22 protein-coding genes are annotated in these 21,314 nt (G+C 61.0%); 7 read left to right on the forward strand and 15 right to left on the reverse strand.

Features of this window, described 5'->3' with window-relative positions:
* Nucleotides 1–20: 20 nt before the first annotated feature.
* From NPS56_RS04220 to NPS56_RS04230, 3 genes are all read right to left on the reverse strand, one after another.
* Nucleotides 21–992 carry a thymidylate synthase gene (locus NPS56_RS04220; protein WP_274073599.1) on the reverse strand — a complete coding sequence of 324 codons (972 nt, stop codon included), beginning with the start codon at nucleotides 990–992 and terminating at the stop codon, nucleotides 21–23.
* A 49-nt stretch (nucleotides 993–1,041) separates the two neighbouring features.
* On the reverse strand, nucleotides 1,042–1,848 hold the full coding sequence (gene lgt, locus NPS56_RS04225; RefSeq protein ID WP_274073600.1) for a prolipoprotein diacylglyceryl transferase: 807 nt from the start codon (nucleotides 1,846–1,848) through the stop codon (nucleotides 1,042–1,044).
* Nucleotides 1,849–1,938: 90 nt separating this feature from the next.
* Nucleotides 1,939–2,721 (reverse strand): sulfite exporter TauE/SafE family protein, encoded by a 783-nt coding sequence (locus tag NPS56_RS04230; protein WP_274073601.1) that lies wholly within the window; start codon nucleotides 2,719–2,721, stop codon nucleotides 1,939–1,941.
* Between the two features lie 132 nt (nucleotides 2,722–2,853).
* Here NPS56_RS04230 and NPS56_RS04235 point away from each other — a divergent pair, with 132 nt between their 5' ends.
* A complete protein-coding gene (locus NPS56_RS04235) occupies nucleotides 2,854–3,600 on the forward strand; it encodes an NRDE family protein (RefSeq protein ID WP_274073602.1) in 747 nt (248 codons plus the stop codon).
* A gap of 112 nt (nucleotides 3,601–3,712) precedes the next feature.
* Here the strand turns inward: NPS56_RS04235 and ptsP are convergent, their stop codons facing one another.
* Nucleotides 3,713–5,992 (reverse strand): phosphoenolpyruvate--protein phosphotransferase, encoded by a 2,280-nt coding sequence (ptsP, locus tag NPS56_RS04240; RefSeq protein WP_274073603.1) that lies wholly within the window; start codon nucleotides 5,990–5,992, stop codon nucleotides 3,713–3,715.
* Nucleotides 5,993–6,014: 22 nt separating this feature from the next.
* Complete coding sequence (locus NPS56_RS04245) at nucleotides 6,015–6,494, reverse strand: RNA pyrophosphohydrolase (RefSeq protein WP_007897732.1); 480 nt, start codon at nucleotides 6,492–6,494, stop codon at nucleotides 6,015–6,017.
* A 143-nt stretch (nucleotides 6,495–6,637) separates the two neighbouring features.
* Here NPS56_RS04245 and NPS56_RS04250 point away from each other — a divergent pair, with 143 nt between their 5' ends.
* Complete coding sequence (locus tag NPS56_RS04250; protein ID WP_274073604.1) at nucleotides 6,638–7,294, forward strand: HAD family hydrolase; 657 nt, start codon at nucleotides 6,638–6,640, stop codon at nucleotides 7,292–7,294.
* A gap of 108 nt (nucleotides 7,295–7,402) precedes the next feature.
* Here the strand turns inward: NPS56_RS04250 and NPS56_RS04260 are convergent, their stop codons facing one another.
* Both NPS56_RS04260 and ilvA read right to left on the reverse strand, forming a co-directional pair.
* Entirely contained in the window at nucleotides 7,403–7,828 is a 426-nt protein-coding gene (locus tag NPS56_RS04260) for a DUF2269 domain-containing protein (protein WP_274073605.1), read from the reverse strand.
* Between the two features lie 39 nt (nucleotides 7,829–7,867).
* Nucleotides 7,868–9,382 carry a threonine ammonia-lyase, biosynthetic gene (gene ilvA / locus NPS56_RS04265; protein WP_274073606.1) on the reverse strand — a complete coding sequence of 505 codons (1,515 nt, stop codon included), beginning with the start codon at nucleotides 9,380–9,382 and terminating at the stop codon, nucleotides 7,868–7,870.
* Nucleotides 9,383–9,667: 285 nt separating this feature from the next.
* On the opposite strand from ilvA, the gene rpiA reads away from it, so the two are divergent.
* A complete protein-coding gene (gene rpiA / locus NPS56_RS04270; RefSeq protein WP_046818391.1) occupies nucleotides 9,668–10,342 on the forward strand; it encodes a ribose-5-phosphate isomerase RpiA in 675 nt (224 codons plus the stop codon).
* A gap of 123 nt (nucleotides 10,343–10,465) precedes the next feature.
* Here the strand turns inward: rpiA and NPS56_RS04275 are convergent, their stop codons facing one another.
* The 4 genes from NPS56_RS04275 to NPS56_RS04290 form a co-directional block, all read right to left on the reverse strand.
* Entirely contained in the window at nucleotides 10,466–11,383 is a 918-nt protein-coding gene (locus tag NPS56_RS04275; protein WP_274073607.1) for an SdiA-regulated domain-containing protein, read from the reverse strand.
* A 119-nt stretch (nucleotides 11,384–11,502) separates the two neighbouring features.
* Entirely contained in the window at nucleotides 11,503–12,429 is a 927-nt protein-coding gene (locus tag NPS56_RS04280; protein ID WP_274073608.1) for an SdiA-regulated domain-containing protein, read from the reverse strand.
* 160 nt (nucleotides 12,430–12,589) lie between these two features.
* Nucleotides 12,590–13,255, reverse strand: coding sequence for a fumarylacetoacetate hydrolase family protein (locus NPS56_RS04285; protein WP_160386172.1), 666 nt, complete (start codon nucleotides 13,253–13,255; stop codon nucleotides 12,590–12,592).
* A gap of 36 nt (nucleotides 13,256–13,291) precedes the next feature.
* Nucleotides 13,292–14,686, reverse strand: coding sequence for an FAD-binding oxidoreductase (locus NPS56_RS04290; RefSeq protein ID WP_274073609.1), 1,395 nt, complete (start codon nucleotides 14,684–14,686; stop codon nucleotides 13,292–13,294).
* A gap of 204 nt (nucleotides 14,687–14,890) precedes the next feature.
* Here NPS56_RS04290 and serA point away from each other — a divergent pair, with 204 nt between their 5' ends.
* Complete coding sequence (serA, locus tag NPS56_RS04295) at nucleotides 14,891–16,120, forward strand: phosphoglycerate dehydrogenase (RefSeq protein ID WP_020797315.1); 1,230 nt, start codon at nucleotides 14,891–14,893, stop codon at nucleotides 16,118–16,120.
* 117 nt (nucleotides 16,121–16,237) lie between these two features.
* Here serA and NPS56_RS04300 read toward each other — a convergent pair whose 3' ends face one another.
* Nucleotides 16,238–16,663: a DUF4399 domain-containing protein gene (locus NPS56_RS04300; RefSeq protein ID WP_274073610.1), complete on the reverse strand. Its 426-nt coding sequence runs from the start codon at nucleotides 16,661–16,663 to the stop codon at nucleotides 16,238–16,240.
* 135 nt (nucleotides 16,664–16,798) lie between these two features.
* Here NPS56_RS04300 and NPS56_RS04305 point away from each other — a divergent pair, with 135 nt between their 5' ends.
* On the forward strand, nucleotides 16,799–17,383 hold the full coding sequence (locus tag NPS56_RS04305) for a transporter substrate-binding domain-containing protein (RefSeq protein WP_274073611.1): 585 nt from the start codon (nucleotides 16,799–16,801) through the stop codon (nucleotides 17,381–17,383).
* A 124-nt stretch (nucleotides 17,384–17,507) separates the two neighbouring features.
* Here the strand turns inward: NPS56_RS04305 and NPS56_RS04310 are convergent, their stop codons facing one another.
* Entirely contained in the window at nucleotides 17,508–17,993 is a 486-nt protein-coding gene (locus NPS56_RS04310) for a DUF523 domain-containing protein (RefSeq protein ID WP_274073612.1), read from the reverse strand.
* 2 nt (nucleotides 17,994–17,995) lie between these two features.
* On the reverse strand, nucleotides 17,996–18,628 hold the full coding sequence (locus NPS56_RS04315; RefSeq protein WP_274073613.1) for a 2OG-Fe(II) oxygenase: 633 nt from the start codon (nucleotides 18,626–18,628) through the stop codon (nucleotides 17,996–17,998).
* Nucleotides 18,629–18,736: 108 nt separating this feature from the next.
* Between NPS56_RS04315 and NPS56_RS04320 the strand changes: the two genes are divergently transcribed.
* Nucleotides 18,737–19,489 carry a DUF2059 domain-containing protein gene (locus NPS56_RS04320; protein ID WP_274073614.1) on the forward strand — a complete coding sequence of 251 codons (753 nt, stop codon included), beginning with the start codon at nucleotides 18,737–18,739 and terminating at the stop codon, nucleotides 19,487–19,489.
* A gap of 111 nt (nucleotides 19,490–19,600) precedes the next feature.
* On the opposite strand, the gene NPS56_RS04325 is transcribed toward NPS56_RS04320, so the two are convergent.
* On the reverse strand, nucleotides 19,601–20,548 hold the full coding sequence (locus NPS56_RS04325; protein WP_274073615.1) for an alpha/beta hydrolase: 948 nt from the start codon (nucleotides 20,546–20,548) through the stop codon (nucleotides 19,601–19,603).
* A 95-nt stretch (nucleotides 20,549–20,643) separates the two neighbouring features.
* On the opposite strand from NPS56_RS04325, the gene NPS56_RS04330 reads away from it, so the two are divergent.
* The gene (locus tag NPS56_RS04330; protein WP_274073616.1) at nucleotides 20,644–21,237 is read left to right on the forward strand and encodes a DUF6436 domain-containing protein; all 594 of its coding nucleotides are present in this window, start codon (nucleotides 20,644–20,646) and stop codon (nucleotides 21,235–21,237) included.
* Nucleotides 21,238–21,314 lie beyond the last annotated feature (77 nt).

The raw sequence follows: 21,314 nt of genomic DNA on the forward strand, positions 1-21,314 counted from the left end.
TCACCGCGAAGCGGTGCCAGTCAGACGGCCATTGGCGCGGTCATCGGTGCGTGGTGCTGGTAGCCCTCAAGCGAGAAATCGCTCGGCTCCACCAACTCCAGCCACTCCGGCTGATAAACACCGGTCTTGGCAAACTCCGGCACACGGTCACTGATCACCAGTTTCGGCATCGGGAACGGCTCGCGCTTGAGCTGTTCGTTGAGCATGTCCAGGTGATTTTCGTAGACGTGGGCATCACCGATGAAATAGGTGAACCAGCGCGGCGTGTAGCCGGTCAGGCGCCCGATCAGGCTCAGCAACGCGGCGCCTTCGGTGAGGTTGAACGGCGTGCCCAGGCCCAGGTCGTTGGAACGGATGTAGAGGGTCAGGGAAATCTCCCTGGTCTCTACATTCGGGTGGAACTGGTACAGCAGATGGCACGGCGGCAAGGCCATTTCATCGAGCTGGGCGACGTTCCAGCCGTGGAACAGGATGCGGCGGCTGCCCGGGTCCTTGATGATGGTGTCGACGCACTGGCGAACCTGGTCGATGGCCTTGTACAGCACCACGTAGGCCTGGCCATCTTCTTCGCCTTCGGCGATCTGGCGGTAGCCTTGCTTCAGGGTCTGCTCGATGGCGGCCGGGTTGCTCACCGGGATCTGTTTGTATGCCGGCCATTTGCGCCATTGCACGCCGTAGATTTCACCGAGGTCGTCTTCACCCTGGCGGAACGGGTTGGCCAGCCACTGGGCGTTTTCGTTGGCGTTCTGGTCCCAGACCTTGCAGCCCAACGCACGGAATTCGGCGGCATTGTTCACGCCACGCAGGAACCCGCACATTTCGCCGATGGCCGATTTAAAGGCCATCTTGCGCGTGGTGATCGCCGGGAAACCTTCCTTCAGGTCGTAGCGCAGCATCGCGCCCGGAAAGCTGATGGTGTTCACGCCCGTGCGGTTGGCCTGTTTGGTGCCGTTCTTGATGACGTGGGCGACCAGTTCGAGATATTGCTTCATGAGTTACCTGTGTCCTTGAACCCGCAGCCATCGCTACGGGGTTCGAATTTTATACGGCTGCCGCTGGAGTTGCCGGGGCGCGGTGATACGCCAGCCAGATCAGGAACAGCCCGCCGACGATCATCGGTACGCACAGCACCTGGCCCATGGTCAGCCAGTTCCAGGCCAGATAGCCCAGTTGCGCATCCGGGACGCGGACGAATTCGACGATGAAACGGAAGATGCCATAGAACAGCGCGAACATCCCCGACACCGCCATGGTCGGCCGCGGCTTGCGCGAGTACAGCCAGAGGATCAGGAACAGCGCCACGCCTTCGAGCGCGAACTGATACAGCTGCGAGGGGTGACGCGCCAGTTGCGCCGGGTCGGTCGGGAAGACCATCGCCCACGGCACGTCGGTTGCCTTGCCCCATAACTCGGCGTTGATGAAGTTGCCGATACGTCCGGCGCCCAGGCCGATCGGCACCATCGGCGCGACGAAATCCATCAGCTGGAAAAACGACTTGTTGTTCTTTTTACCGAACCACAAGGCCGCCAGCATCACGCCGATGAAGCCGCCGTGGAACGACATGCCGCCCTTCCACACTTCAAAGATCAGCAGCGGGTTGGCGATATAGGCGCTCAGGTCGTAGAACAGCACGTAGCCCAACCTGCCGCCGACGATCACCCCCATCGACATCCAGAACACCATGTCGGAGAGCTTCTCCTTGGTCCAGGTCGGGTCGAAGCGGTTCAACCGGCGCGACGCCAGCAGCCAGGCGCCGCCGATGCCGATCAGGTACATCAACCCGTACCAGTGGATTTTCAGCGGACCGATGGCCAGGGCCACCGGGTCGATCTGCGGGTAAGGCAGCATTGCGACTCCTCATGAGTTCAAATCAATTCCCGGGCGACGCTGCCACCTCAGGATTAAGCCAGGATTGTGCTGCCCGTCAGAGCAGATGCTTCAGACTAGAAAGCTCAGACCGACGCAGAACAGCAAAGCGGCAAACAGTCTTTTCAGCAACCTGGGCGACAGATTGTGCGCCAGTCGCGCGCCGAAGCGGGCGAAGACCATGCTGGTCAGGGCAATGCCCAACAACGCCGGCAAATAAATGAAACCGAGACTATGGGCTGGCAGCAATGGATCGTGCCAGCCCAGAATCATGAAAAATAATGCACTGGACAATGCAATCGGCAGGCCGCAGGCCGATGACGTCGCCACCGCTTGCTGCATCGGCACGCTGCGCCAGGTCAGGAACGGCACGGTCAGCGAACCGCCGCCAATGCCGAAAATCGCCGAAGCCCAGCCAATCACGCTGCCGGCAACAGTCAGACCGACTTTCCCCGGCACCGTTCGGCTGGCCTTGGGCCTGAGGTCCAACGCCAGCTGCGCGGCGATGACCAGGGCGAACACGCCGATGATCTTTTGCAGGTTGGGCCCGGAGATCGCTTCGGCGGTCAGTGCGCCAAAACCCGCACCGATCAGGATACCCAGGGTCATCCACGCAAAAACTGGCCAGCGCACCGCCCCGCGGCGGTGATGCTCACGAATGGCGTTGACCGAGGTAAAGATGATCGTCGCCAGCGAGGTGCCCACGGCCAGGTGCGTGAGGATCGACGGATCAAATCCCTGCGCTTTGAAACTGAACACCAGCACCGGGACGATGATGATTCCACCCCCCACGCCGAACAGCCCGGCCAGCACTCCGGCACAGGCGCCAAGCGCCAGATAGAGCAGAAATTCCATGCTGTTTCCCCACCCAACCCCAAAACCGGAGCGGCATGGTAACGGATGCATGGCCTCGGGCTCCACTGGATGGCGATGGATACCCGCACCATGACTGCGTAGAGTGGGCAAAAAACACACAGGGATCACCTTATGTGCCTGATTGTTTTCGCCTGGCGACCGGGCCACGCCCAACCGCTGATCGTGGCGGCCAACCGCGACGAATTCTATGCCCGCCCCAGCCTGCCGCTGGCGCAATGGCCCGAAGCTCCGCAGGTGCACGCCGGGCGCGACCTGGAGGCGGGTGGCACCTGGCTGGGTGTCGGCGCCAATGGGCGTTTTGCTGCGCTGACCAACATCCGCGACCCGCATCGACCGCCGGGGCGCCGGTCTCGCGGTGAACTGGTGGCAGGATTCCTCACCAAAGACCTGCCAATTGACGACTATTTAGACGACGTTGTCGCCCGTTCGCCGGAATATGGCGGGTTTAACCTGCTGATCGGCAACGCCAACGAGCTGTGGCACTTCAATGCCCGGGAATCGGAAGCGGTGATGCTGCCGCCGGGGGTCTACGGCCTGTCGAACGCCGGGCTGGATACGCCGTGGCCGAAACTGCTCAAGGCCAGGGCGGCGTTGAGTGAGGTGCTGGATGATCCGCAACCCCAGGCGTTGTTGGCCTTGCTGAACGACCCGCAGACCGCACCCTTTGCCGAGTTGCCGGATACCGGGGTGGGGCTGGCGACCGAGACGTTGCTGTCGAGTGTGTTCATTGCCAGCCAGAGTTATGGCACTCGGGCGAGTACGGCGTTGATTGTGCAGGCGGATGGGTCGCGGCGTTTGGTTGAACGGAGTTTCGGGCCGTATGGGGGGCATCTTGGGGAAGTGGAAATCAGGATTTAGTTGCGTTGTCCGTGCCGGCCCCTTCGCGAGCAAGCCCGCTCCCACATTAGATCTATGAACGACGCAAATCCCCTGTAGGAGCTGGCTTGCCAGCGATGAGGCCCTCAGCGTTTCAGAGAACCTTGATCGCCGCCGGATTGATCATCCGCGCCAGCCCAAGGTTCTTCAGCGCCAATTGCAGCGAGCTGTGGATAACCTGCGGGTTGTCGATGGTCATCAGCTCGGCGAGCAATTCCTTGGCCTTGCTCAGGTTGATCTGGCGCAGCATCCACTTCACCTTCGGCAGGTTGGTGGCGTTCATCGACAGGCTGTCGAAGCCCATCGCCATCAACAGCACCGCCGCAGCCGGGTCACCGGCCATCTCGCCGCAGATGCTCACCGGTTTGCCTTCGGCATGGGCGTCGCGCACCACGTTCTGCAGGGCCTGGAGCACCGCCGGGTGCAGGTAGTCATAGAGGTCCGCCACCCGCGGGTTGTTGCGGTCCACGGCCAGCAGGTACTGGGTCAGGTCGTTGGAGCCGACCGACAGGAAGTCCACCTGACGTGCCAGTTCCTTGGTCTGATAAACCGCCGCCGGAATCTCGATCATCACACCGACAGGCGGCATAGGCACGTCGCAGCCTTCGTCGCGGACTTCGCCCCAGGCCCGGTGAATCAGGTGCAAGGCTTCTTCCAGCTCGTGAGTGCCGGAGATCATCGGCAGCAGGATCCGCAGGTTGTTCAAGCCTTCGCTGGCCTTGAGCATGGCGCGGGTCTGCACCAGGAAGATTTCCGGGTGGTCGAGGGTGACACGAATGCCGCGCCAGCCGAGGAACGGGTTGTCTTCCTTGATCGGGAAGTACGACAGCGACTTGTCGCCGCCGATGTCCAGGCTGCGCATGGTCACCGGTTGCGGGTGGAAGGCGGCGAGTTGCTCGCGGTAGATCGCCAGCTGTTCTTTTTCGCTGGGGAACCGCTGGTTGATCATGAACGGCACTTCGGTGCGATACAGACCCACGCCTTCGGCGCCGCGTTTCTGTGCCCGCGCCACATCCGCCAACAGGCCGGTGTTGACCCACAACGGCATGCGGTGACCATCGACCGTGACACACGGCAGGTCACGCAGCGCATCGAGGCCTAGGGCCAGTTGCTTCTCTTCCTCGACCATCTCGGCGAACTGCTTGCGCAGCACGTCGCTGGGGTTGGTGTAGACCTCGCCGCGATGACCGTCGACGATCATGCCGATGCCATCGACCTTGGAATACGGCAGGTCGACCAGGCCCATCACCGTCGGAATGCCCATGGCCCGGGCAAGAATCGCCACGTGGGAGTTGCCCGAACCGAGTACCGACACCAGGCCCACCAGCTTGTTTTCCGGCACCTCGCCGAGCATGGCCGGCGTCAGTTCCTCGCTGACCAGGATGGTGTTGTCGGGGTAGACCAGGGTTTGCTGGCGCTCTTCCTGCAAGTAGGCGAGCAGGCGACGGCCGAGGTCCTTGACGTCCGAGGCGCGCTCACGCAGGTAGGCGTCGTCCATCAGTTCAAAACGGTTGACGTGATCGGTGACCACCTGGCGTAACGCGCCCTGGGCCCACTGGCCGGTCTTGATCACGGTGGTCACTTCGTTGCCCAACGCCGCGTCGTCGAGCATCATCAGGTAGACGTCGAACAGGGCCCGTTCTTCCGGGCGCAACTGGGTGGCGAGCTTGGCCGACAAGGTGCGCATGTCGGCCCGAACGCCTTCGATGGCGGTCTTGAACAGCCCGAGTTCAGCTTCGATGTCGGTAATGGTCTTGTCGGGCACCACGTCCAGGTCGGCCGGTGGCAACATGACCACCGCCGTGCCCACCGCCGCGCCAGGCGAGCCCGGCACACCGACGAACTTGGCTTCCTGGATACCCTTGCCCTGCCGGCCCAGGCCACGGATCGAACCGGTGGCCTCGGCATGGGCGATAACCCCGGCGAGCTGCGCGCTCATGGTCACGAGGAAGGCTTCTTCACCTTCATCGAACTGGCGGCGTTCTTTTTGCTGGATGACCAACACGCCGACGACGCGGCGGTGGTGAATGATCGGCGCCCCGAGGAACGACGCGTAGCGCTCTTCACCGGTTTCGGCGAAGTAGCGGTAACGCGGGTGATCCGCGGCGTTTTCGAGGTTCAGGGGTTCTTCACGCGTGCCGACCAGGCCGACCAGACCTTCATTGGGCGCCATGCTGACCTTGCCGATCGAGCGCTTGTTCAAGCCCTCGGTGGCCATCAGCACGAAGCGGTTGGTCTCCGGGTCAAGCAGATAGACCGAGCAGACCTGGCTGCCCATGGCCTCTTTGACGCGCAACACAATAATCCCCAACGCCGCCTTGAGATCCTTGGCGGAGTTAACTTCCTGGACGATCTTGCGCAGCGTATTGAGCATGGCTCGGGGTCGAACTCCGTCGTCAGTCGCGCGCTAAAAGGCGCGGGGCAAGCTCTTTGAGGGCGCGTCGATACACCTCGCGCTTGAATGTCACCACCTGGCCCAACGGATACCAATAGCTGACCCAGCGCCAGCCATCGAATTCCGGTTTACCGGTCAAATCCATCCGCACCCGCTGCTCGTTGGAGATCAGGCGCAGGAGAAACCATTTCTGTTTCTGGCCGATGCACAGCGGCTGGCTGTGCGTCCTGACCAGACGTTGCGGCAAACGATAGCGCAACCAGCCCCGGGTGCAGGCGAGTATTTCAACATCTTCGCGCTCCAGGCCCACTTCTTCGTTCAGCTCGCGGTACAAGGCGTCTTCCGGCGTCTCCTGGGGGTTGATCCCACCTTGAGGAAACTGCCAGGCATCTTGATTGATACGGCGAGCCCACAGCACCTGGCCGGCATCATTCGTGAGAATGATCCCGACATTAGGACGGAAACCATCGGGGTCGATCACGGCAACAACCTCGCAAACGCATGTCGTCGCATTGTTCCACAAAGGTTGTGAAGGCAGCAACGCGCCGGTCTACGTTATGTGCACTCTTGTGAAAAGTCCGTATTCTGGACGCCTTTCTACAGACTTTTCAGCGAGTAACTGCAATGCGGCTGGCTTTATTCGACTTGGACAACACGCTTCTGGGCGGCGACAGCGACCATGCCTGGGGCGATTACCTGTGTGAGCGCGGCTTCCTCGACGCCGTCGCCTACAAAACACGCAACGACGAGTTTTACCAGGACTACCTGGCCGGCAAGCTGGATAACGCCGCCTACCTGAACTTCTGCCTGGAAGTGCTCGGCCGTACCGAAATGGCCACCCTGGATCTGTGGCACAGCGACTACATGCGCGACTGCATCGAACCGATCATGCTGCCCAAGGCGATCGAGTTGCTGGCCAAACATCGCGATGCCGGCGACAAACTGGTGATCATCACCGCCACCAACCGCTTCGTGACCGGCCCGATTGCCACACGCCTGGGCGTCGAGACCCTGATCGCCACGGAATGTGAGATGCAGGACGGCCGTTATACCGGGCGCAGTACCGATGTACCGTGCTTTCGTGAAGGCAAGGTGACAAGGCTGAATCGTTGGTTGGAAGAGACCGGGTACAACCTCGAGGACAGCTACTTTTATAGCGACTCGATGAATGATCTGGCGTTGCTGGAGCAGGTGGCGAATCCGGTGGCGGTTGATCCGGATCCGAATTTGCGGGCTGAGGCTGAGAATCGTGGGTGGCCGGTGATTAGCTTGCGCGATTAATTGAGCTCCACCCTGTAGGAGCGAGCTTGCTCGCGAAAAACTTAAGGTCGCTGCGGAGAGTCAGGCACCCCGCGTTTTCGTTAACGACCATCGCGAGCAAGCTCGCTCCTACACAGGCTTGGCCCCCATCAACCCGGCAATCGCCACAAAGCAGACAAAACTGAACAACGCCAAGGCAAAGGTAAATTTACCCACGCCACCTGGCGCTTTGCGCAATCTATTCAGCCGCACCAGCAACCAGAACCACGCCAACGCCGCCACGGTGTAAAGCACACTGGAAGCCAGCAACCAAGTCTGCCCCAACGGCCAACCCACCAGGTGCACCATCCCCCAGCCGGTAAACGGCATGCTCAACAGCGCCAGCCCCATCAACAACCAAACAAACACTCGCGGCCGTTGCAGGGTGCGGCTGCCTGCCGTCGCGTCGCCGCTACGCCGCGCGCGCCAAACCCAGATGCCCAAGCCCAGCGCACCCAGCAGCAGCACCACCGTCGCCACCATGTGCGCCGCTTTCAGGGCGGTTAACGTTTCCATCGTCGCTATTCCTTATGACCTGCCCATCAGCGTAGCCGCTCAGCCAAGAAACAGCTGATAGGCCGGGTTGTCGCTTTCATCCCAGTACGGGTAGCCAATTTCTTCCAGTGCCGCAGGTACCAGGTGACGTTCATCGTGAGGTACTTGCAGGCCCGCGACCACACGGCCATCGGCCGCACCATGGTTACGATAATGGAACATCGAGATGTTCCAGCGCCCGCCGAGCTTGTTGAGGAAGTTGAACAGCGCACCCGGACGCTCCGGGAATTCGAAGCGCAGGATCACTTCATCGACCACGTGCGCGGCACGACCGCCAACCATGTGACGGATGTGCAACTTGGCCAGTTCGTTGTCGGTCAGGTCGACGACCGGGAAACCCTGCTCGCCAAGGCTGGCGATCAACGCTCGGCGCGGGTCGGTGTCCGGATGGGTCTGCACGCCAACGAAGATGTGCGCTTCGCTGCCGGTGTTGTAGCGGTAGTTGAATTCGGTGATCTGGCGCTTGCCGATGGCTTCGCAGAACGCCTTGAAGCTCCCCGGCTTCTCAGGGATGGTCACGGCGATGATGGCTTCGCGGCCCTCGCCCAGTTCGGCGCGCTCGGCGACGTGACGCAGGCGGTCGAAGTTGACGTTGGCCCCGGAGTCGATGGCCACGAAGGTCTGGCCGCTGACGCCGCGGGACTCGACGTACTTCTTGATCCCGGCCACGCCCAGGGCGCCGGCCGGTTCGGTGATCGAACGGGTATCGTCGTAGATGTCCTTGATCGCCGCACAGATTTCGTCGGTGCTGACGGTGATGACTTCGTCGACGTAGTCTTTGCAGATCTCAAAGGTGTACTGGCCGATCTGGGCCACCGCTACGCCGTCGGCGAAGATGCCCACGGTCGGCAACACCACGCGCTCGCCCGCCGCCATGGCGGCTTGCAGGCAGTTGGAGTCATCCGGTTCGACGCCGATGATCTTGATGTCCGGCCGCAGGTATTTCACGTAGGCCGCGATACCGGCGATCAGGCCGCCGCCACCCACCGGCACGAAGATCGCATCCAGGGGCGCGGGGTGCTGGCGCAAAATCTCCATGGCCACCGTGCCCTGCCCGGCAATGGTGTGGGGATCGTCGTAGGGGTGAATGTAGACATAGCCTTTTTCGTCGACCAGTTTCAGCGAGTAGGCCAGGGCCTCCGGAAACGAATCGCCGTGCAGCACCACTTTGCCACCGCGCGAACGCACGCCTTCGACCTTGATCTCGGGTGTGGTCTTGGGCATGACGATGGTAGCTTTCACGCCCAGGACCTTGGCGGCCAGGGCCAGGCCTTGGGCATGGTTGCCCGCGGAAGCGGTGACCACGCCGCGGGCGCGCTCTTCGTCGCTCAGTTGAGTCAGCTTGTTGTAGGCGCCGCGAATCTTGAACGAGAACACCGGCTGCAAGTCTTCACGCTTGAGCAAAATCTCGTTGCCCAGCCGCTCGGAGAGCTGACGGGCAGTCTGCAATGGGGTTTCTACGGCAACGTCATAAACGCGCGAGGTGAGGATCTTTTTGACGTACTGTTCAAGCATCGGAAAGCATCACTGAGCGGGTTGGGCAGGATCAAGGAGTCTAACCCGGCTTTTGGCCGCACGACCACCTGTTGTAGGAGCGAGCTTGCTCCGGGCGGCGTTCCGACGAAAACGCAATGACGCCGCTGGACACCTGTTTTTACGCGTTTTCGTTCACGACCATCGCGAGCAAGCTAGCGCCTACAGTAACCCGGGAGACCGACCCGCCAATCGGGCAATGACCTTCCCGGCCCCGAAGCCTATAATGCCGGCCTTTCGTTCCCTCTTCGGCACTTCGGAGCCCGCATGACCCAGGATCAACTCAAACAGGCCGTAGCCCAGGCCGCCGTCGACTTCATCCTCCCGAAACTCGATGACAAGAGCATCGTCGGGGTCGGCACCGGCTCCACCGCCAACTGCTTCATCGACGCCCTGGCCCAGCACAAAGGTGCATTCGACGGCGCGGTCGCCAGCTCCGAAGCCACCGCGGCACGCCTCAAGGGCCACGGCATTCCGGTGTACGAGCTCAATACGGTCAGCGACCTGGAGTTCTACGTCGACGGCGCCGACGAGAGCGACGAGCACCTGAACCTGATCAAGGGCGGCGGCGCGGCCCTGACCCGCGAGAAAATTGTCGCGGCCGTGGCCAAGACCTTCATCTGCATCGCCGACGCCAGCAAGCTGGTGCCGGTCCTGGGCGCGTTCCCGCTGCCCGTGGAAGTGATCCCGATGGCCCGCAGCCATGTGGCCCGCCAACTGGTGAAACTCGGCGGTGACCCGGTCTACCGTGAAGGCGTGCTGACCGACAACGGCAACATCATTCTCGACGTGTTCAACCTGGAGATCACCAACCCGGTCGAGCTGGAATCGCAGATCAATGCGATCGTCGGCGTGGTCACCAACGGCTTGTTCGCGGCGCGTCCGGCGGATCTGCTGTTGCTGGGCACGAGCGAAGGCGTAAAAACCCTGCGCGCCCAATAAGAACACGCACAACCCCTGTAGGAGCTGGCTTGCCAGCGATGGCGGCGTGACATCCAACGAAGATGTTGAATGTCATGGCCTCTTCGCTGGCAAGCCAGCTCCTACAGGGTGCGCGTTTCAGCTTCAGGGTTGTGCAGGCTTCTTGAAGACGTAAAACAAGTTCGGCTCACTCACCAGGTACATCGTACCGTCGTCATCCATGGCGATCCCTTCCGCTTGCGGCACGGTCTTTTGCAGACCCTGACGCCCCTTGTTCAGCGACATGGTGCTCAGCGGCCGACCGTCCACATCCAGCTCCAGAATCAGTCGCGACTCGTCGGACAACGCCAGCAAGTGCCCGCTGCGCTCGTCGTATTGCAGGCTCGACAGATCTCGCACAAACATCCCGGCGTCGCGCTTGGGATTGTTGACCACATGCACCGCGTAGGATTTTTCCGGATTGAAATGCGGAAACCCGTGCACTTCGTAGATCAGCATCGGGTCACGCTCCTTGGCCACGAACAGCCGTTTGCCCACCGAATCATAAGCCAGCCCCTCGAAACCCTTGTTGCCGCTCATGTGCACACCGAGGGTCATCTGCTCCGCGTCCGCGGCGTCGAGGAAGGTGGTGTCATGCTCAAGATGAATCTTGATCAACCGTTGCTGGCGCTCGTCCGTGATCACGTAGGTGTCGGCGCTGATGAATTCAACGGCCTCAGGATCACCAAAGCCTACCATCGCGATGCGGCGCAGAATCTTGCCGTCGAGGGACAGCTCGATCAATTCGGAGTTTTGATTGGTGACGGTGAACAGGCTTTTGCGCACCGGATCGAAGGTCAACGCTGACACATCGTCGTCCAGCCCTTCAATGACCTGCCCCTCCAACACCACCCGATACTGGTCCAGGCCAATGGACTGGCTGTTCGTCGGCTGCCAGAGCGTGTGCAGGTTGAACCAGCCGCGCTCGAACAGGCGCAGGTACTGGCCGACCGCGATCAATACGCTCAGGGCAATCACCGACAGGAGCAAAAGCAGGGGTTTGGGGCGGGCTAATCGACGCATTCAGGTGGGCTCGGGATTCAGAACAGGCGGATGAAATATCACGCCTGGCTGAACTGAAGCTTAATGGCCATTGGCCTGATCCTACAACCAGCGGCAAAAATACCTACAGGTAAAGGCGATTACTTCTGTTTTTCCAAGCGATAAAACAGGTTTGGCTCACTCACGATGTAAATCGTGCCGGCCTCGTCCATGGTCACGCCTTCGGCCCGCGGAATGGTCTTCTTCAGGCCGTTGAAGCCAGCCAGCAAGGTCATGAAGCTGACCTGCTCGCCTTTCTCGTCCAGCTCCAGCAACAGGTGCGAGTCAGCAGACAACACCAGGGTGTGGCCGGTCCGTGGATCGATGGCCAGGGCAGACAGGTTGCGGATGTCCAGCTCATCGCTGGCAAGCTTTTGCTTGTCACCGGTGAGTGTCTTGCCGTCGCCTTTCCAGGTGAACAGCGCGGGCGGACGTTCTTCACCCAACAGCAATTGCTGATTGCGCGCATCCCAGGTGACAGCCTCGAAGGCCTTGTTCTGGTCTTTCGAAGGGCCGAGGTCGTACTTCGGATAATCAGCGATGTTCAGCTCGCGAGTGTCGGCGTCGACCTTGACGAGGATCACCTGGTGGTCACGTTCATCGACAATGGCCAGCATCCCGTTGCCCAGGGCCGTCACCCCTTCAGGATTGCTCCAGCCTACCAATGGCATTTTGCGCAGCACATCGCCTTGCAGCGACAACTCGACCAGGAACGGATTTTTACCCATCACCGAAAACAGGGTTTTGGTCTGGGCATCGTAGGTGACGTCCGACGCTTCGTCCTTTTCCATGCCCGGCAGTGGCTTGGCGTCGATCACCGCATGGTAGTCTGGCAGCCAGACACTGTCCTGGCGCTCGGCCGGGCTTTCAAAACGCTCCTGCAGCCAGAGCACGCCACGGTCATCCCAATGCATGGCAAACGCCAGGCCATAGGCGGCGGCGACCAACAGCAACAGCCAGGAATACCAACGCAGGGCAAAGCGCGAGCGACGGGCAGGTTTGAGCGACGAGAGCGGTTGAGTGGCCATCAGGGCATGCGTTCCAGAAATTCAGGCTTGGGGTAATAGCACAACCGCACCCCCTGTAGGAGCTGGCTTGCCAGCGAAGGCGCTATAACAGTCAACATGGATGTTGAATGTAAAAGGCCCCTTCGCTGGCAAGCCAGCTCCTACAAGGGTTTTGCGTTGCTTAGCGAACGCTGCTGGTGAAGCTGCTGGCGCCCGGCAGTTCCAGGACGATCTCGTCACCGACATTCAGCGGGCCAACACCCACTGGCGTACCGGTGAGGATCACGTCACCGGCCTGCAGCGAGAAGCAGCCGGCCATGTGCTGGATCATCGGCACGATCGGGTTGAGCATCGCGCTGCTGTTGCCGTCCTGGCGCACTTCGCCATTGATGGTCAGGCGAATGCCAATGTCGGTCAGGTCGGCGAAGGTGCCGCCGGAGACGAACGGCGCAATCACCGCCGCACCGTCGAAGGACTTGGCGATTTCCCAGGGCAGGCCCTTGGATTTCAGCTCGGCCTGCTTGTCGCGCAGGGTCAGGTCCAGGGCCGGGGCGAAGCCGGAAATGGCGTCGAGCACTTCTTCAACGCTGGGTTTGGTCGACAAGGGCTTACCGATCAGCACCGCGATTTCCGCTTCGTAGTGCACCGAGCCACGCTCGGTCGGAATGCTGAAACCGCCTTCCAGCGGCACCACACAACTGCCGGGCTTGATGAACAGCAGCGGCTCGGTCGGTACCGGATTGTCCAGTTCCTTGGCGTGTTCGGCGTAGTTACGGCCAATACACACCACTTTCCCCAGCGGGAAGTGAATACGCGTTCCGTCGACATACTGGTGCTGATAGCTCATTACCGACTCCTGCTTCGTTGCACTTAAGTTCGAAAATCAAACAGCAAAAATCTTGCCCGGGTTCATGATGCCGTTCGGGTCGAACACCGCCTTGACGGCTTTCATGTACTCGATTTCGACTGGCGAACGGCTGTAGGTCAAGTAATCGCGCTTGGTCATACCCACGCCGTGTTCGGCGGAAATCGAACCGTTGTACTTCTCGACGGTTTCGAACACCCACTTGTTGACGGTGGCGCACTTGGCGAAGAACTCGTCCTTGCTCAGGTTATCCGGCTTGAGGATGTTCAGGTGCAGGTTGCCATCGCCGATGTGGCCGAACCAGACGATTTCGAAGTCCGGGTAGTGTTCGCCGACGATCGCGTCGACTTCCTTGAGGAACGCCGGGACTTTCGAAACAGTGACCGAAATGTCGTTCTTGTACGGCGTCCAGTGGGAAATGGTTTCGGAAATGTATTCGCGCAGTTTCCACAGATTCTGCAGCTGGGTTTCGCTCTGGCTCATCACGCCGTCCAGCACCCAGCCCTGCTCGACGCAGTGCTCGAAGGTTTCCAGGGCGTGGTTGGCCACTTCCTCGGTGGTCGCTTCGAATTCCAGCAGCGCATAGAACGGGCAGTCGGTTTCGAACGGCGCCGGCACGTCACCACGGCCCATGACCTTGGCCAAGGCCTTGTCGGAGAAGAATTCGAAAGCGGTCAGGTCCAGCTTGCTCTGGAACGCGTGCAGCACCGGCATGATCGAGTCGAAATCGGCAGTACCCAAGACCATGGCGGTCAGGTTTTTCGGCGCGCGATCCAGGCGCATGGTCGCTTCGACCACGAAACCGAGGGTGCCTTCTGCACCGATGAACAGCTGGCGCATGTCGTAGCCGGTGGCGTTCTTGATCAGGTCGCGGTTCAACTCCAGCACGTCGCCCTTGCCGGTGACGACTTTCATGCCCGCCACCCAGTTACGGGTCATGCCGTAGCGAATTACCTTGATCCCGCCGGCATTGGTGCCGATATTGCCGCCAATCTGGCTGGAACCTGCCGAGGCGAAGTCCACCGGGTAGTACAGGCCTTTTTCTTCGGCCACGTTCTGCAGATGCTCGGTAACCACGCCAGGCTGGCACACGGCGGTGCGGTCGGTCAGGTTCACGTCGAGGATCTGGTTCATGTAGTCGAACGACACGACGACTTCGCCATTGGCTGCGACGGCAGCGGCAGACAAGCCGGTACGACCACCGGACGGCACCAGCGCCACCTTGTGTTTATTGGCCCACAGGACAATGGCCTGGACCTGCTCGGTGGTCTTGGGGAACACGATGGCGGTCGGGGCAGGAGCGAAATGCTTGGTCCAATCCTTACCGTAAGCATTCAGGGAGTCGGCGTCGGTCAGCACCTTGCCAGGCTCAACCAGGGTCTTCAGCTCATCAATCAGGGCAGGATTGGTCATCGACAGAACTCTCGAACAATTCATGGTCATCCTGAGAACGCTTCACGTCGCAGGAATGAGTGTTTAGCGGGGTGCATATGCTAGCATACCGACCCCGCAGCATAGTGCCCAACGGCTGTTCTGCGGCGACGGCATTCTTGTCGTCCGGGTCAGCGTCTGTTGACCATTTCCTGCCATTTTTCTCCGGGATACAGGTTTACGCAGATGAGCAAGACTTCTCTCGATAAGAGCAAGATCAAGTTCCTTCTTCTCGAAGGCGTCCACCAATCGGCTGTCGACGTCCTCAAGGCGGCGGGCTACACCAGCATCGAGTACCTCACAGGTTCTCTGCCGGAAGCCCAGCTCAAGGAAAAGATCGCTGATGCTCACTTCATCGGCATTCGCTCGCGCACTCAACTGACCGAAGAGATCTTCGATCACGCGAAGAAGCTGGTGGCGGTAGGGTGTTTCTGCATCGGCACCAACCAGGTCGACCTGAGCGCTGCCCGCGAACGCGGTATCGCCGTGTTCAACGCGCCGTACTCCAACACCCGTTCCGTTGCCGAACTGGTGCTGGCCGAAGCGATCCTGTTGCTGCGCGGTATCCCTGAGAAGAACGCTTCCTGCCACCGTGGCGGCTGGATCAAGAGCGCGGCCAACTCCTTCGAGATCCGCGGCAAGAAGCTGGGCATCGTCGGCTACGGCTCGATCGGTACCCAACTGTCGGTCCTGGCCGAAGGCCTGGGCATGCAGGTGTACTTCTACGACACCGTGACCAAGCTGCCACTGGGTAACGCCACCCAGGTCGGCAACCTGCACGAACTGCTGGGCATGTCCGACATCGTGACCCTGCACGTACCGGAAACCGCTGCGACCCAGTGGATGATCGGCGAGAAGGAAATCCGCGCCATCAAGAAGGGCGGCATCCTGATCAACGCCGCACGCGGCACCGTGGTCGAACTGGACGCCCTGGCGGACGCGATCAAGGACAAGCACCTGATCGGCGCGGCCATCGACGTGTTCCCGGTGGAGCCACGCTCCAACGACGAAGAGTTCGAAAGCCCGCTGCGTGGCCTGGACAACGTGATCCTGACCCCGCACATCGGTGGTTCCACCGCCGAGGCGCAGGCCAACATCGGTCTGGAAGTGGCTGAGAAGCTGGTCAAGTACAGCGACAACGGTACTTCGGTATCGTCGGTGAACTTCCCGGAAGTGGCCCTGCCGGCTCACCCTGGCAAGCACCGCCTGCTGCACATCCACGAGAACATCCCGGGTGTGATGAGCGAGATCAACAAGGTCTTCGCCGAAAACGGCATCAACATCTCCGGTCAGTTCCTGCAGACCAACGAGAAAGTCGGCTACGTGGTCATCGACGTAGACGCCGAGTACTCGGACCTGGCGCAACAGAAGCTGCAACACGTCAACGGCACCATCCGTAGTCGGGTGTTGTTCTAAGAGCAGCTACAAGCGGCAAGCTTCAAGCGGCAAGTGGCGTTCGTCTCTGCTTTTACTTGAAGCTTAAAGCTTGCCGCTATAAAAAAAGGGAGCCCCAGCGAAGCGGGCTCCCTTTTTTTATTTCACATTGACGGTAATCTTCTCCGATACGATCGGCGGATCGAACGGCATGTGGCCGCTGTCGCCCAGCTCCAGCTGCAAGGTATGCTTGCCTGGCGTCAGCTTTACTTCAGCCTGGGTCTGCGCCTTGCCGAAGTGCAGGTGGTTGGCATCGTTGGGGATCGGCTGGCCGGCGGCCGGCAGTTCATCGACATCGATCAGCAGGTGGTGGTGACCGGTGTTCTTGGTGACATCACCCGCTGGCGCCAGCGCAATGTCCTTGACGGCGAACTTGACCACGACAGTCTGCGGGACCGTTGCACCGTCTGCCGGAGAAACGATGGACACTTCAGCGCCCTTGGGCGCTGGCGTTGCGGCACTGGCCAACACTGAAACGCCCATCAACAGGCCAGCGAAAGCAGCACGTGACATAAAGGTTTTCATTCTCTTCTCCAGTTTTTCCGTAAAATTTCCGTGACCATCACAACTTCATGGTCAATCGTTGTCGAAGGCACTCGACAACCATAGCAAAGCGAGCCTGATCCAGAGCGTCGCGATAATGATTTCAAAGGAGTGACCATGCGTTTTCTGCCTGGCCTGATCTGCCTGCTACCCCTTTTGAGCCCGTTGGCTCATGCCGAGCTGATTGATGACGTGAACGACCGCGGTGAATTGCGCATTGCCCTTGAGGCTAATACACCGCCCTTCAATTTCAAGAAAGACGGCAGCCTGACGGGCTTCGAAGTCGAATTGGGTCAAATGCTGGCCAGCGAACTGGATGTGCGCGCCGACTTTGTCGTCACTGACGCCAGTGACCTGCTGACCGGCGTGGAAAGCGGCAAGTACGACGTCGCCATCAATCACATTGCAGAGACCTCGGCGCTCAAGGATCGTTTCGATTTCAGCGAACCTTACATCAAGACCAATGCGCAATTGATCGCGCAGAAGGACGAGCCGCAATCGATCCTGCTGGTGCAGTCGCTGACGGAAGAAAAGCCCAAAGCCAACCCGGCCGTGAGCCTGGCGATTCCGTTCCAGAAGGGTAACCCGGCGTTTCACGCCAGCCTGGAAAGCGCGTTGCAGCGGATCAAGGCCGATGGCCGCCTGCAAGCGCTGGAGGAGAAATGGTTTGGGGCGGAATCGGGGGCGGCACCCAAGCCCTGAATTCGCCGAATAACCCTGTGGGAGCGGGCTTGCTCGCGAAAGCGGTGTGTCAGGCGATATGATTGTCGGCTGACACTACGCCTTCGCGAGCAAGCCCGCTCCCACATTGGTCCTGTGTTGGTAGTTAGTCGAGTGCTGCCAAGGATTCAGCTGCTTCGGCCAACTCCAGCTCGCTGAAAACCTGGACGCCATGGCGCCTGAGCAGCGCCGCCGTGACACCTTCGCCAGTGACTTTCACCCCACTGAACGTCCCGTCATAGGTGAGCAGGTTGCCGCACGAGGGGCTGTTGGCCTTGAGCACGGCAATACGGATGCCATGCCGTTGCACCAACTCCAGCGCCTGATGAGCCCCCGACAGAAACTGCGCGCTGACGTCCTCGCCCTCGGTGGTGATCACCGACGCCTGGCCATCCAGCACTTCACCGCCCTGCCCGCCCGGAATCTCCGCCGCCGCACGGGGCGTTGGCAGGCCACCGGCGACTTCCGGACACAACGGCACGACCCGACCTTCGTCGAGCCACGCCTGAAGCTGATCGAACGGCCCGCTGGCCCCGCCGTCGTAACGTACGCGGTGACCCAACAGGCAGCGGCTTACCAGTATTTTCTGCATGATCAGAACGGCTCGTTGCCTCGACGCCGGAACCAGCCGGTCAACGACAGGCGCTCGCGGTTCGCAGGCAGGACTTCATGGGGGACCTCCCCCGACAGGAACACCACCAGGCATCCACCGACGGGTACCACATCGTATTGCTCAGCATCGTTCAGGTACATACGCAGCTGCCCCCCATGCTCCGGAAGCCAGGCGTCATTGAGGTAGACCACCGCCGACACCATGCGTCGGTCGTCGTCACGAAAACGGTCGACGTGCTTGAGGTAGAACGCTCCAGGTGGATACATCGCAAAATGGCTCTCGAAATCCTCCAGGCCCAGGAACAGGCCACGGTTCAGCGCCTCGCGCAGGCTGTCCATCAAGCCCAGATAGCTGTCGCAGACCTCGGCCTGGCCTGGCTCGATCCACTGGATATGATCACCGCGAATCCCCTCGCGGATCTCCGACGACGGGCCTCGCCCCACGGCGGCCGGGGCCAGCTCACCCTCGGCGGCACGTTTACGGCACTCGGCCGCCAGCGCTCGGGTCAGATCCTGAGACAGGAAAATATTCTGCTGCGACCAACCGCTGGCGGCCAGGTCGTCGACGATTCGTAACAGCAGCGGGTGATCAGAAGGTATTTGCATGGCGCGCATAGTATTCCTGCGCCTGGAAATCCGACAGAGCCACGCAGCGGGTTGATACGAATTCTCGACAAGACTCTATGCCACACGGAGAATAGTCGCCTGCTGACAGGAGTCCCTATGCGCCGTTTGCTTTTCTCCCTGCTGATGCTCTGTGTGATGCCCGCCTGGGCAGACGGCCACGACCAACTCTACAAGGTCGCCGGCTGGCCAGAACAACGCGCGCATTTCAACGACGCCCTCTCGGCCGCCCAACAGCGCTACCAGAGCAGCCTGCCACCTGCGGTGTTCCAGGCGTTGGTCGCCAACAGCAATCAACGTTTCGACCCCAAGGCCGTGGACCAGCGTGCCGAGGCGCAGTTGCGCAAGAACCTCGCCGATCCGAAACCGGCCCTGGCGTTCTTTCAATCGCCCTTGGGCAAGAAGATCGTCGCCGCCGAATTGCTCGCCACCCGCCGCGATCAACTGGCGAAAAACGCCAAGGGCTTGCCCAAGATGCAGGCCAGCGATAGCCGCCTGTTGATCATCGGCCACCTGGCCCAGGCCCTGCCTGCACGCGAGGCCGGCGCGGAAGTCAGCCTGGCGATTGCCGGTGTCGCGGCCGACAGCCTCAGTTCGATGATTCCGGGACTGCTCGGTGCAGGACAGGCCCAAGGCATGTTGAACGGGCAGCGTCAGCGCTTGATGGAGCAGATCGGCAGCGACCTGAACAACACGCTGCTGTACGTCTATCGCGATCTGTCGGATGAGGAACTGGAAGAGTTCGCCACCTTTGCCGAGTCGGCTGAAGGCAAGGCGTATTACCAGGCGGCGCTGGCGGCGATTCGGGCGGGGTTGGCGGTGGGGCAAAGCACTTCCAATCTCAGCCAGTGATTGTTGGCGATAGTTAGATCGCTATCGCCAGCAGGCTAGCTCCCACAGGGGGCCGGTGCATGCAGATCCATTGTGGGAGCCAGCCTGCTGGCGATGAGGCCCTGACAATCGCTACAGATTGCGCCCCTTGATCCGCTTGCTCAAAAACCCGAAATACTCCCCGCGCAACACCAGCGTTTCATTCGCCAGATGATGCCGCGCCTCTGGCAGCAGCAATACCTGCGGCCGATCGAACTTGCCCCGCAGCACTTCAAGGTTGTGCTGCCAATCCACGGTCATGTCCGCCTGCCCCTGCACAATCAGCGGCCGGCGCGCGCTGGCCGGTGCCGCTTCGACGCGCTTGATCCAGCGCGCCAACGCTCCCACCCACGCCGTTGGCAGGCGTAGCGGCTGCAACGGGTCGGCTTGCAGGAACGGCAGGAAGGCCGGGTCGCCGGAATTCTCGCTGAAGCGCCGGGCAATGGCTTTGACGAAAGGCCTGAGCAGGTAATAACTCACTTGCGACCAGCCCCACGCCCGTGGCCGCACCAGCGGCGCCAACAGGATCACCTGGCCCTGGGCCGGGCTGCTCGCCCCGGCATTGAGCACATGATCGACCACGATCGCGCCCCCCGTGCTTTGCCCGCACAGGTGCCACGGTTGCGGCAGGCCGATGGACAACGCCTCGGCGAACAACCCTTGCAGGGTGTCCTGATACTCGGCGAAATCCTTGATGCTCGCCCGCTCGCCACTGGACAGCCCATGGCCCGGCAAATCGCAGGCAATCACCGCGAAGCCCTGCTCCAGCGCCCACTCGATCACATGCCGGTAGAGACCGGTGTGGTCGTAGAAACCGTGAAAGACAAACAGCGTCGCCTTCACCTGCTCTGGCCACCAGACCTGGCTGACCACCTCATAACCATCGACCTTGAAACACCCCAGGCCGCTGCGGACATTGCGCGACGAAAAATCCAGCCCATAAAACCGCTGATAGGCCTGCGCCTCCGCTGACAAGGGCAGCCCCTGCGCCAGCGGCCGCAGGCTGGCACGCAGATGATCGGGGTCGAAGGTCACTGACATGGGCATTCCAGAGCGCGAAACGGACTTTATGGACCTGCGATATTCATCTGTCGCAGCAAGCATGGCAAGCTAGTCGACCTTCAAGGAGTGAACCCATGCGCTCGCCCTATCGCGCCGCCCTGCTCGCCAGCCTGCTCGCCAGCCTGCTTGCCCTCGTGTGCGCCGCAGTGCTGTGGGCCGCCTACGACTGGTTTCAGGGGCGCTACCTGCGGGCATTCAGCGAGCATACGGCGATGTTCTCCGGTGATCCGTTGCGCCTGCCCGACAACCTCGCCGGCCCCGGTGCCATCCGACTCGTGCACTTCTGGGACCCAGCCTGCCCATGCAACGTCGGCAACCAGCAACACCTCAGCGAACTGGTTGAACTCTATGAGCCCCAGGGCGTGGAGTTTTATGCCGTGCAAAAACCTGGCAGCCACGGCCAGTTGCCAGGCACCTTGAACACCTTGAAACCCATCAGCGTCCTGCCCGGCTCCGAACAGATCCCCGCCAGCCCCGCCGTGGCGATATGGGATCGCGCCGGCAAACTGGCGTACTTCGGGCCCTACAGCGAAGGCCTGACCTGCAACTCCAGCAACAGTTTTATCGAACCGATCCTGCAAGCGCTGAACCAGGGCCGCGAAGTGAATGCCACCCACACACTGGCCGTGGGGTGTTACTGCCCCTGGCCTGTCACCCCTACGCAGTAACGCAGACAGCCGACGAGAATCCCTCCTACGGGCGATGGGCCAAAACAGGCCTGTCGTGTTAAACAGTCTCGCCAGGG

The organism is Pseudomonas putida (assembly GCF_028682635.1).
In the GTDB taxonomy this organism is placed as follows: domain Bacteria; phylum Pseudomonadota; class Gammaproteobacteria; order Pseudomonadales; family Pseudomonadaceae; genus Aquipseudomonas; species Aquipseudomonas putida_AE.

Excerpts from the sequence above, each read along its gene's own strand:
- ilvA (WP_274073606.1), bottom strand. The coding sequence starts at position 9,382 with ATGCTTGAACAGTACGTCAAAAAGATCCTCACCTCGCGCGTTTATGAC.
- NPS56_RS04280 (WP_274073608.1), bottom strand. The coding sequence starts at position 12,429 with ATGGCCACTCAACCGCTCTCGTCGCTCAAACCTGCCCGTCGCTCGCGC.
- ptsP (WP_274073603.1), bottom strand. The coding sequence starts at position 5,992 with ATGCTCAATACGCTGCGCAAGATCGTCCAGGAAGTTAACTCCGCCAAG.
- NPS56_RS04305 (WP_274073611.1), top strand. The coding sequence starts at position 16,799 with ATGCGTTTTCTGCCTGGCCTGATCTGCCTGCTACCCCTTTTGAGCCCG.
- NPS56_RS04260 (WP_274073605.1), bottom strand. The coding sequence starts at position 7,828 with ATGGAAACGTTAACCGCCCTGAAAGCGGCGCACATGGTGGCGACGGTG.
- NPS56_RS04220 (WP_274073599.1), bottom strand. The coding sequence starts at position 992 with ATGAAGCAATATCTCGAACTGGTCGCCCACGTCATCAAGAACGGCACC.
- rpiA (WP_046818391.1), top strand. The coding sequence starts at position 9,668 with ATGACCCAGGATCAACTCAAACAGGCCGTAGCCCAGGCCGCCGTCGAC.
- serA (WP_020797315.1), top strand. The coding sequence starts at position 14,891 with ATGAGCAAGACTTCTCTCGATAAGAGCAAGATCAAGTTCCTTCTTCTC.
- NPS56_RS04330 (WP_274073616.1), top strand. The coding sequence starts at position 20,644 with ATGCGCTCGCCCTATCGCGCCGCCCTGCTCGCCAGCCTGCTCGCCAGC.
- NPS56_RS04320 (WP_274073614.1), top strand. The coding sequence starts at position 18,737 with ATGCGCCGTTTGCTTTTCTCCCTGCTGATGCTCTGTGTGATGCCCGCC.
- NPS56_RS04290 (WP_274073609.1), bottom strand. The coding sequence starts at position 14,686 with ATGACCAATCCTGCCCTGATTGATGAGCTGAAGACCCTGGTTGAGCCT.
- NPS56_RS04250 (WP_274073604.1), top strand. The coding sequence starts at position 6,638 with ATGCGGCTGGCTTTATTCGACTTGGACAACACGCTTCTGGGCGGCGAC.
- lgt (WP_274073600.1), bottom strand. The coding sequence starts at position 1,848 with ATGCTGCCTTACCCGCAGATCGACCCGGTGGCCCTGGCCATCGGTCCG.
- NPS56_RS04230 (WP_274073601.1), bottom strand. The coding sequence starts at position 2,721 with ATGGAATTTCTGCTCTATCTGGCGCTTGGCGCCTGTGCCGGAGTGCTG.
- NPS56_RS04325 (WP_274073615.1), bottom strand. The coding sequence starts at position 20,548 with ATGTCAGTGACCTTCGACCCCGATCATCTGCGTGCCAGCCTGCGGCCG.
- NPS56_RS04310 (WP_274073612.1), bottom strand. The coding sequence starts at position 17,993 with ATGCAGAAAATACTGGTAAGCCGCTGCCTGTTGGGTCACCGCGTACGT.
- NPS56_RS04300 (WP_274073610.1), bottom strand. The coding sequence starts at position 16,663 with ATGAAAACCTTTATGTCACGTGCTGCTTTCGCTGGCCTGTTGATGGGC.
- NPS56_RS04315 (WP_274073613.1), bottom strand. The coding sequence starts at position 18,628 with ATGCGCGCCATGCAAATACCTTCTGATCACCCGCTGCTGTTACGAATC.
- NPS56_RS04235 (WP_274073602.1), top strand. The coding sequence starts at position 2,854 with ATGTGCCTGATTGTTTTCGCCTGGCGACCGGGCCACGCCCAACCGCTG.
- NPS56_RS04275 (WP_274073607.1), bottom strand. The coding sequence starts at position 11,383 with ATGCGTCGATTAGCCCGCCCCAAACCCCTGCTTTTGCTCCTGTCGGTG.
- NPS56_RS04285 (WP_160386172.1), bottom strand. The coding sequence starts at position 13,255 with ATGAGCTATCAGCACCAGTATGTCGACGGAACGCGTATTCACTTCCCG.